Source organism: Enterococcus durans NBRC 100479 = LMG 10746 (genome assembly GCF_001544215.1).
Classification (GTDB): domain Bacteria; phylum Bacillota; class Bacilli; order Lactobacillales; family Enterococcaceae; genus Enterococcus_B; species Enterococcus_B durans.
In genome coordinates this window covers 1-9,860 of the sequence record NZ_BCQB01000072.1, presented here as the reverse complement: position 1 = coordinate 9,860, position 9,860 = coordinate 1, and the positions used below count along the sequence as shown (strand labels likewise).

Sequence of the window (9,860 nt, the reverse complement as noted above, 5' to 3'; positions counted from 1 at the left end):
CCACACCAAGGAGCCCAAAAATCGACTAATGTAATACCCTCTTTTACTTCTGATGCTAATGTTATATCAGTTACTTTTACTGTCATTTGATTGTTCCTCTCCTTTTATCTTATGTCTGTTATTTCTTTTCAATGAAAATGTACTTGGCACTGGATCATATCCGCCTTTAACAAATGGATGACACCGCATAATACGTGCTGCTCCCATTAGAGACCCTTTTGCTGCTCCGTGTTTTTCAATCGCATCAACAGCATAGTGCGAGCAGGTGGGATAATAACGGCAACTCGGTGGAAACAACGGCGAAATTCCTTTTTGATAACCTTTTATACTTAATAAAATGATATTTTTCATTTATATACCCCCATGCATATTTTTTGTAAAGCATTTTTCAAAAAGAATAAAAACGACCATAATATGTCGGTATTTCCGAATCTTGTATTAAGAGCTAGTGGATAAAGTTACATGACCTTCCTCCCTATGGGCAAAAAAAACTATAGAGGACACTTTTTTTAGTGTACTCTATAGGGGTCCATTTTAGTTCACGAGAAAGTCTTTTTTATATTTATTTAGCAGCGTCCACTACTTCTTTTAATGTTGATTCAACTTCTCTAGCAATCATTGTCAAATTATCATCTTTGATAAAGTCAATTAATACTGTTGGTTTTAGTAGTCCAATATACACATCGGCTTCTTTTTCATAAACAACTACCTTACCCGGTAAAAAGTAGCCAACTTCAATACGTTTTTCCAATACTTCTTTTGCTTGTTTTGGATTACATACTTCTAATACCTCAAAATTTGTAGGGAAATCTAACCCTTTAGATTTAATTTTTTCTTTAAAATTAACTTGATACAATACACCAAATTCTCTTTCTTTGAGTTTCTCAATGAGTGCTTCTGTTGCCGCTTGGAATGATTTAGTTGTTTTAACTTCATACATAAAGTTCACTTATATTCCTCCATTTTTCATTTCATGTATATTTTGTGGAATCGACTTTTTTAGAATCTGCTTTGAATATTTTATCTATTAAAGCTTCTTTGATAATAGTGTCCATGATTTGGAATTCTTATTGGATAGAAATTTCTTTCTAGAACATGATTTCGTCGAAAGTTCTCATTGGTTGAGGATAGGCATGTTCAAAACAATCAGTCCGATATCCTTTTAATCCAGTTGCTGCACTATATAAAAAATTTCATCATAGTTTCGCCCTAGTCGTTCCAAAGATTCGATGACAAAAATATCCTTCTTCCTTAAAAAATGAAGTTCTTTTTGCAATTATTCTCGTGAGGTCTTCTTTTAACTACATAAAATTGTAACCACTGGTTTTAAGAGTAGTGTATCATCCCAAATCATATAATTAATTGACTGCGATTGTTATAAAACTCACGGTAAGCCATATAACTAGCAATAAATGAAGAAATCGCAGTAACTGAAATCAACATAAACATCACAACAATTTGGTAACGAATCGCTTGAACAGGATCAATTCCCGCAAAAATCAACCCTGACATCATACCTGGTAGGCTGACAAGTCCAACCGTTTTTGTTCGGTCAATAGAAGGAGCCATGCCCGTTTTGACGCTTTCTCTTACAATACTCATGGACGCTTGTTTTTTATTGGCTCCCAATGCCAATTTTTCCAATACCTGTTGGCGTTGGTCCGTAAATTTTGAATTCAAAGACCGATAGGTCACTCCAATCGCAGTCATGGCGTTGCTGGCAATCATGCCTGTAATTGGAACGATTTGAGAAGGGGTCCAGTCAATGACTCCTGAAAAAACAAGAATGAGTAAGGACAAGGCTGTTCCTACTCCAATAGCCGTCGTTGAAATTTTAAAAGAGCGGTTGATCCCCTCACTGCGTGTATGGGCGTTATAAGAAGCGTTGAACACAATGAACAAAACCATCGCTAAAGTGAGAAAGTTGTTATCCACTCGTAATACGTAGCTCAATACATATCCAATAAGGAATAATTGAACGACAGCGCGAATTCCCGCAATAAAAATGTCGTTTCCTAATCCCAATTTCTCTTTGTAATCAATCAACAAGGCAACTATCAAGAGGACAGAGGATAAAAGCAAAGAAAGATTACTGATTTCCAAATTGTTTGTCATTTCGATTCCTCCATTTTTCCACCTTTGATAGTAATCAGACGAGAAGCTTGGTCGATTTCTTCCTGGTTGTGAGTGACGGCCAACACCGTAGTTTGTTGGTCTTTCATCACGTCTCGGACTAAATCAAGGACAATCGCTCTGTTTTCTTGGTCCAATGAACTGGTAACTTCATCCAGGAGCAACACTTTCGGTTGATACATCAAATTTCGGACCAATGCAACCCGTTGTTTTTCCCCTCCTGATAGTTCCTTGACCTCTTTCGATAAGTAAGTTTCAGGTATTTGAACTCGTTCTAACAATTTTTTTGCACGTTCCCGATCAAATCCTTCTTCTCTTATGCGGGCAGGAAAAGACAAGTTCTCTTGAACTGTCTCATCGAATAGAGAAGCGTTTTGAAAGAAATAAGAGACTTCTTTTCTATACTCCACAGGATCGATTTTTTGCAGATCCGTACCTCGATAATAAATTTTTCCGGAAGTTGGGGAAAGTAGCGTACCAATTAATTTCAAAAGGGTACTTTTTCCACTTCCAGAAGGACCAGAAAAAACAATCACTTCCCCTTTGTTTACTGTAAAAGAGATATCTTGAAGGATTTGGTTTCCGTTTGCCTGAAAACCAACCTTCTCTAATTGAAACAATGAATCACTCATACCACTTCTCTCCTTTATAAAAAAGACCTGCACCAGTGGACCATCCATACGGGTGCAGGGCTTTTGTTTCATCTTAGTGTACCTCAGTGTTCGTTTGGATCGTTTTTGGCGTCTTCATGAGTAGGGTGAACCGTTCCTTCAAGGTGATCTGGACCAGCATAAATGGTATACAGTCTGAGCGGCTTATCACCGGTGTTTTCGATGTTGTGCCACATGTCCGCCGGAACAAATACGGCGTCATCATCCATCACTTTTTGTTGAACATGTAAGTTATCTTTAGAAGGCCCCATTTTACACACGCCTTCTCCTTCTTCAATACGGATAAATTGGTCAATGCCTTCGTGCACTTCCAAACCGATGTCATCGCCCGGTTGAATGGACATTACGGTGACTTGCAGTTTACTGCCTGTCCAAATGGTCGTCCGGTAATTATCATTTCCTGTGGTGGCGTCTTCAATATTAATGATATACGGCTTCTTCCCATGATCCTTGTAGTCTATTTCCATCTTCCATTCCTCCTAATCTTTGTACTGAAACAATGATACCTACTTCTTATTTATAATAATTCTAATTAATGGTACCACATCTAAAAATTCTATGCAAAAAAATTGGCTTTTTGGAGAGCGATTCTAAACAAAGACCATATAACGCGCAATTACAATTGGTACCCCTTAATCCTCAGCACATAAAGGAAAAAATATGGAATCAAAAAATAACCGATATGTACTCTGGTTATGACTTGAATCAGGGAGAATTTCAGAGACGACACATCATACTTTTTTAGTTTACACTTGTAAACTAACTAGCGTACATTAAGTTTATGCTCACTATCAAGCGTTGTCAATCCTTTAGACTCTTATCAATTTCGAAAGAAAGTAGCAAGGTTATTGATTGTGACTGTAAAAGTGGGGTGTTCCTATAAGCACATTAAACTATCTTCTCCAATTTATCATGCTATTTAAATTCTGTTTTTTCATGAGAATTTTTGTCCAAAACTTGTTAAAATGATTTTAAAAAATACTTACATACACAATCCCCAAAAGACACTAATGTCATTTCAGTCAAAAAAGATACCGCAGAAAATTTCCACCTGAGATTCAATACGATATTACTCTCTTGACAGCCAGCTTAATTCCTTAGTTGAATAGATTATTAAAGTGCACAAAAAAATAATGCGGCGTTTGTTATATTTTCTGGTATAAGCGACGGTGCTATAAACTTTTTTGCAGATTAAAAATCATATGAATTTAACTCCAGTAATAAGAGTTTAAGTGCCAATGCATGCATGATTCTTTCAATTTCCGTTTTATGAGTAGACAGAGCGATTCCTTCATTGCATTGGAAAATGAGTTTGTTTCTCGTAATATGTATGCTCTCATTTTTGGTTGCATATTATTCTCTCCATTCGTCTTCATACATAAGAACGCCTCCTTTGATCATCCTATATTTAAGTCCTTCGTTATTAATATACGTAAAAAGTTGGTATTTTATTTTTATTTTCTCTCTCTTTAAAAAAACTGAAAAAAGAGCGGTTTACAGGCATTTTCATGGATAGTTACCCATAGATCAATCTGAAATGAGCGTAGAACTTCCCTCTCAAACACTGGTTTTTTAGAGAAATACGAAATATTAGGGTTATTTGCAGAATAGCTACTTATTCTTACAAAGCAACAAGCGAGCAAAAGAAAAATTCCTTTCAAGCGTTTTTTGGAAATTCAAAAGCTAATTTCATTTCGTCATTCAGTGTTAACTTTGCCGAGAAATTGCTTCCTTTTTTACTTTTGAACCCTTTGATTAAACTCGTTTCTCTTTTGCTTAATAAATCTTGGACATTTTTCTTTGTGAGTGCTTTTTGGCTCCATCTTTTAGGAAGCGTAAATTTGCAACCGTCTTTGTAGCCCGAACAGCCATAAAATTTTCCTTTGTCTACTACGCTGTTTTGACATTTCGGACACGTACCCATCACATTTTCTTGTTCCATATGACCGGCTACATCTGCAATGTTTTCTTTTTTGTCTTGGAAGTTTTGTGGCACTTTTTCAATGAGGTGCTGCACAAACCGCTCGATACTGCCTAAAAAAGCTTCTTGTGTGCCTTGTTGGCTTCGGATCTTTTTCAAATAACGTTCCCATTGGGCAGTCATGCCGGCATTGGCGATTTCGTCCTCTGCAATTATGCGGCACAACAATTCGCCTTTTTCTGTCACATAGATTTTACTCTTACTGATCGTGATGTAGTCCTGTTTCTTCAAGGTTTCAATGATACTGGCTCTAGTGGCCTCGGTTCCAATCCCTTCGGTTTCTTTAAGAATGTCTTTGCTGTCTTTATCGTCCATTGCCCGTCCGACATGTTTCATGGCGGTTAGCAGTGTGCCCTCTGTATAGTAATTGGGTGGTTGGGTTTTCCCTTCCTTTGTTTCAAGGGCGAAAGCCACTGAATCATTGACGGTTACTTCTGGTAAAAGTGGGTCGTCTTTGTCTTTTTCTTCCTGTTTATATAGTCGTTTCCATCCACGCTCTTTTTCTGTCTTCCCTTTTGATTGGAACAGAACCTGATTGATCGCTGTATCAATGGTGGTTTCGTCATAGATATACGGCTTTTCAAAAATTGCGAGGGTACGATACAAGACCAGAAGATAAATGTTTTTTTCGTCTTTCGTTACATCACTTAGCTTCGGCAATGTCTTCGTTGGAATAATCGCATAGTGTTCTTGTACTTTGCTTCCATCTGCATACCGTTTATTTTCGTTTAGCTGCGGTTCGGAAATGCCCACTCCTGCTAGTTCGAGATACCGACTGAGGTTGCTTTTCAGGTAGTCAAATTCGGGGCTACCAATATAATTGGTATCGCTTCTTGGATAAGAAAGCACCTTTTTTTCATAGAGTTTTTGAGCGATCGAAAGCGTTTTGTCGGCACTGTACTTAAAGCGTTTGTTCGCGAAAGATTGTAAATCAGACAAGCTAAAGAGTTTCGGCGCATACTGCCGTTTTTCTTCCACTTTGACATTTGTTACTTCGGCATTCTCCGCTTGCTCTAGCTGATTGGTTTCTTTGAACCCGTCAAGGTTTTCGAGTGTATCAAACCGCTCTTTGTATTTCCCTTTGTACTTACCATTCGAGTGTGTGAAAGTGGCATACAACTCATAAAATGGCTTGCTGACGAAATGTTTGATTTCTTCGTTGCGTTGGTAAATCAAGAACAAAGTCGGGATTTGGACGCGTCCAACGCTAAACACGCCTCTCATGCCGTTTTTCTGCATATAAAGCGTGTAAAGACGGGTGAGATTGATTCCTACCAGCTAATCAGCGATTTGTCGGGTTTCTGCTTCTTTGTAAGTGGAATAAAACGCCTGTCCGTCCTTCAGATTTTGAAATCCTTTTTTGATTTCGCTAGTTTCAAGCGAGTTGATCCATAAACGTTTAATGGTTTTCCGGCTATTTCCCGAAAGGTTGATAATCAAGCGGGCGATTGCTTCACCTTCTCGGTCGCTGTCGGTCGCAATCACGATTGTTTCCGCTTCATCTAAATGCTTTTTGACGATCTTGTATACCTGTCAATACAGATTGAACTGTTGTTAATGCTCCGGAAATTCTTCCTTGAATATCTCCTGCAGCTGCACCTAAATATAAAGTTTGGAAATTATTTTGTAGAAAATTCATAGCTCATTCTCCTTTATTTTTCTTCTTCTCTTTGTAAAGCTATTGTTTGTTCTTGCTTTTGTTCTCTATGTTGGTCTTGCTGTTTTTTAAGCTGTTGAGCCAATTCCTCTTTATCATCTTTATATGGAGTGAGTCGTTTCAACTTATCGCTTTGAAATGTACCGATAAAATATTTTTTATCTCCGTTTTCGTCTTCTCTTTCAAACACGTATCATAGATATAAATGTAATGGCATAGTGCGGGTTTTATTTTCAGCCTGTATCGTAGCTAAACAAATCGAGTTGTGTGTCCGTTTTGGGGCGTTCTGCTAGCTTGTTTAAAGTCTCTTGAATGAATGTATGCTCTAAGTCAAAAGAATTTGTCAGCGCCTTTATATAGCTTTCTTTTTCTTCTTTTTTTACTTTAATGATCGATAGCAACAATGATTTAACACTAGCAAGTTGAATACCACCATTTCTTCCTGATTTAATCTTAAAGAAAATTTCCTGGTTCGCTTTCAGTACCTTCAGCAATTTATCTAATGTCCGCTCAGGAATGCCTAGTGTTTCTCTAATCTCTTTTTTAGTCGTCACCAAATAAGGCTTGTATACATCGCTTTTTTCGCTAATATAAGCCATTAAATCTTTTTTCCATTCTGACAAATGAACACGTTGACGTTCGCTTCTTTTTTTCTTGAATTTAAACCACCCTTGACGGACAAATAAATCTTTACTGGTTAAATCACTTGATACCCATGCTTTGCAAAGAATGGTAATGTATTCCCTATTAGCCCCTTGATAGTTTTCTGAATAGGCACTTCTAACAATTTTGATTACTTCTTTTTCTTCTAAGGGTTGATCTAATCGATTATTAAACTCAAACATATTATATTCGCACGTTTCGATTGAATAGCCTGAACTAAAGTAAGCTAAAGAGAGGGTAAACATAACGCTATTGCGCCCTACTAAACCCTTTTCTCCTAAAAATTTCGTTTCGTGCAATAAGAGATTAAACCAGGGTTCATCTACTTGTTTTTTGCCTTTTGTACCGCTTAAAACCGTTAGACTTGAACGAGTAAAGCCCTTATTATCTGTTTGTTTGAAAGACCAATCTTGCCATTCTTTGAAATAATAACGGTAATTGGGATCAAAAAATTCTACATTGTCCGTTCTTGGTATGCGAGCAATCCCAAAATGATTGCACGTTAGATCAACTAGCAAAGACTTTCCAAAATATTCTCGGATATTTTGCGAGATTATTTTGGCTGCTTTGACAGATTTAAATTCTGATTTTGAAGTCACATAGACTGGAGTTTCTAAAACAAAATATGCTTGATAACCTTTATCAGATTTGATAATCATAGTAGGCATAAAACCTAAATCAATAGCTGTTGTTAAAATATCACTTGCTGAAATAGTTTCTTTTGCCGTGTGAATATCAAAATCAATAAAGAATGTATTGATTTGTCTTAAATTATTTTCAGAATGCCCTTTAGTATATGAGCGATTTTCGTCTGCATATGTTCCATAACGATAAACGTTGGGTGTCCAATGCGTAAATGTATCTTTGTTTTCGTGAATCGCTTCTTCGGAAGTCAGAACAACGCCACGTCCGCCAATCATGCTTGATTTTGAGCGATACGCAAAAATAGCCCCTTTGCTTTTACCTGGCTTGGTAGTGATTGACCGACTGTGCGTGCGGATGTAAAGTATTTAATTCAACCTATATAGTATAAGAAAGTTTAAACTTTACATATATTTTTCTTGTACAAGGATTAGTTCTTCTTGTCTATGATAAAATTTATTAAACAGTTTGAAAGGAAAAACTATTCAAAGAAAGTGGGCGATAACAATGGGATTTTGGTATTTTTTAACGTTAGCTGTCGGTATAACTTTGTTGATCATAAGTGTTTCAAATAAAGAAGTATCTAGATCAACCAAATTCGTAATAGCCTGTTTTGTTTTAGGGATCTTGTTAGTCATAGGTAGTCTACTTTTATTTTTACCAGGCAGCTCTTCGATTATTGAGCAACTACTTCAACTAAATTAGCTTCGTTATTAAAAGCCGACTTTCTAAAAAAAGAAAATCGGTTTTTATTTGTACTGGTCGAAAAAATTTTTTCTACGGCTGATTTTGACTTTATTTTAGATCCAGCTGAACGATCAGCGGCTCCCCTTCTTGCGTTGCTTCATCCAACGTTAAAGAATAAACATCGGCATCCTCTTTCGTGATACGTACCTGTTGCGCACTCATTTCGCCAGCACCCACTTCTTGAATACGCATCATTTGGTTCTCTGGATCCACGCTATTGATGAAGTAATAATTTTCCATGACTTTCCTCTTTCTCCTAATTGAATAGGTCTGACTCTTGACTCATTTTTGCTTGTTCGATTTCACGCTACAGCTTTTCAAAAGCTACTTTATTTTTGAATTGATCAAATTCATTGCTCGTCACCCGTTCCAGGTGTTTGACTTGATTTGTGACCGACCGACGATACTTTACCGATGATCGATAGAAATAAAGTAAGAGACTTTTTCGAAAATAGCCATCATCTATTCCACTTTTTTAATTTGGTATTTGTTGCGATTAGCTCATAATGATCGATTATATTGGAATAACTGACGTGATCGGATGCTACATAAACAAGGACTTGATTTGAATCCAATCCTTCATATTTGAGATCAAAAACGACGAAATAGGTTTGATCATCGTTCGTATAAACACTTAGATCTTCTATGCTAATTTTGGCATCTTCAAGGTCCATATCCCCAATCAATTGCGTCATTTCCTAGTTATATTCATCAGTAATCAACTTCATTTCGTTCAGAAGTCCCACTAAATGTCATGCCAGGTACGAAAATTGAATGACTTCGCCAACAACTGGCATCAGACCTATCCCAAGTTAATCAAAAATCTGCTTAAAATGCCGAATCTGCTCACTTTCATGGATTTCCCACCAGCTATTCGCGGTTCATTGTATTCAACCAACTTCATTGAGAACTTTAACAAATATCTCAAACGCAACACCAACCACAAAGAACAATTTCCAACGGAAGATTCACTGGATCGATTCCTGGTTTCTCAGTTTAATGTCTACAACGAGAAGTCTATGAAGCGAATCCATCGCGGATTCAAAGGACTTCAGGACACCCTGGAATCATCCTTTATTTAAATTAACTACATATTATATGTACGGAGGCATTTCATTTACACAAGATTCTTGACGCTACCCATATTACTCAATAGATTAATATCAAATGGTGAAAATCAACGAAAAAAGGAGATCTATCAAGCAATCTCCTTACCAATAAATCTCCTCTTATATAAAGTTATTTATGAACACTGATTTAAGCTAAGCTGCCGATATCACAATCTCAGCATCCACTAAATCAGCCTTCAAGTTTTTGACATCTAAGTGGTCAAGGTAGAAATCCGTTACCTTATCACGAATTTGTT

The 9,860-nt window shown here is 36.9% G+C and carries 12 protein-coding genes and 1 pseudogene; 1 reads left to right on the top strand and 12 read right to left on the bottom strand.

Annotated features, from left to right (window positions below; translation table 11 throughout):
* Positions 1–66 precede the first annotated feature (66 nt).
* The 12 genes from yidD to ED2_RS13350 form a co-directional block, all read right to left on the bottom strand.
* Positions 67–351 carry a membrane protein insertion efficiency factor YidD gene (yidD, locus tag ED2_RS13400; protein ID WP_002318456.1) on the bottom strand — a complete coding sequence of 95 codons (285 nt, stop codon included), beginning with the start codon at positions 349–351 and terminating at the stop codon, positions 67–69.
* 211 nt (positions 352–562) lie between these two features.
* A complete protein-coding gene (locus ED2_RS13395; protein WP_192918969.1) occupies positions 563–940 on the bottom strand; it encodes a DUF302 domain-containing protein in 378 nt (125 codons plus the stop codon).
* 410 nt (positions 941–1,350) lie between these two features.
* On the bottom strand, positions 1,351–2,115 hold the full coding sequence (locus tag ED2_RS13390) for an ABC transporter permease (protein ID WP_002311027.1): 765 nt from the start codon (positions 2,113–2,115) through the stop codon (positions 1,351–1,353).
* Positions 2,112–2,765 (bottom strand): ABC transporter ATP-binding protein, encoded by a 654-nt coding sequence (locus ED2_RS13385; protein ID WP_060789886.1) that lies wholly within the window; start codon positions 2,763–2,765, stop codon positions 2,112–2,114. Before ED2_RS13385 ends, ED2_RS13390 begins: the two co-directional genes overlap by 4 nt.
* A gap of 83 nt (positions 2,766–2,848) precedes the next feature.
* Entirely contained in the window at positions 2,849–3,271 is a 423-nt protein-coding gene (locus tag ED2_RS13380) for a cupin domain-containing protein (RefSeq protein WP_002307506.1), read from the bottom strand.
* Between the two features lie 1,190 nt (positions 3,272–4,461).
* Entirely contained in the window at positions 4,462–6,009 is a 1,548-nt protein-coding gene (locus ED2_RS13375) for a type IA DNA topoisomerase (RefSeq protein ID WP_232103818.1), read from the bottom strand.
* Positions 6,010–6,063: 54 nt separating this feature from the next.
* Positions 6,064–6,270, bottom strand: coding sequence for a toprim domain-containing protein (locus ED2_RS16165; RefSeq protein ID WP_232103817.1), 207 nt, complete (start codon positions 6,268–6,270; stop codon positions 6,064–6,066).
* A gap of 13 nt (positions 6,271–6,283) precedes the next feature.
* Positions 6,284–6,424: a hypothetical protein gene (locus tag ED2_RS15770; protein WP_002316998.1), complete on the bottom strand. Its 141-nt coding sequence runs from the start codon at positions 6,422–6,424 to the stop codon at positions 6,284–6,286.
* Between the two features lie 13 nt (positions 6,425–6,437).
* A complete protein-coding gene (locus ED2_RS13365; protein WP_002311030.1) occupies positions 6,438–6,632 on the bottom strand; it encodes a hypothetical protein in 195 nt (64 codons plus the stop codon).
* Between the two features lie 43 nt (positions 6,633–6,675).
* Complete coding sequence (locus tag ED2_RS13360) at positions 6,676–8,115, bottom strand: primase C-terminal domain-containing protein (RefSeq protein WP_439709120.1); 1,440 nt, start codon at positions 8,113–8,115, stop codon at positions 6,676–6,678.
* A 427-nt stretch (positions 8,116–8,542) separates the two neighbouring features.
* Entirely contained in the window at positions 8,543–8,734 is a 192-nt protein-coding gene (locus tag ED2_RS13355; RefSeq protein ID WP_005876982.1) for a hypothetical protein, read from the bottom strand.
* Positions 8,735–8,952: 218 nt separating this feature from the next.
* Positions 8,953–9,180, bottom strand: coding sequence for a hypothetical protein (locus tag ED2_RS13350; RefSeq protein ID WP_002330418.1), 228 nt, complete (start codon positions 9,178–9,180; stop codon positions 8,953–8,955).
* 81 nt (positions 9,181–9,261) lie between these two features.
* On the opposite strand from ED2_RS13350, the pseudogene ED2_RS13345 reads away from it, so the two are divergent.
* A pseudogene (locus ED2_RS13345) lies at positions 9,262–9,576 on the top strand (transposase); the annotation flags it as partial.
* Between the last annotated feature and the right edge of the window lie 284 nt (positions 9,577–9,860).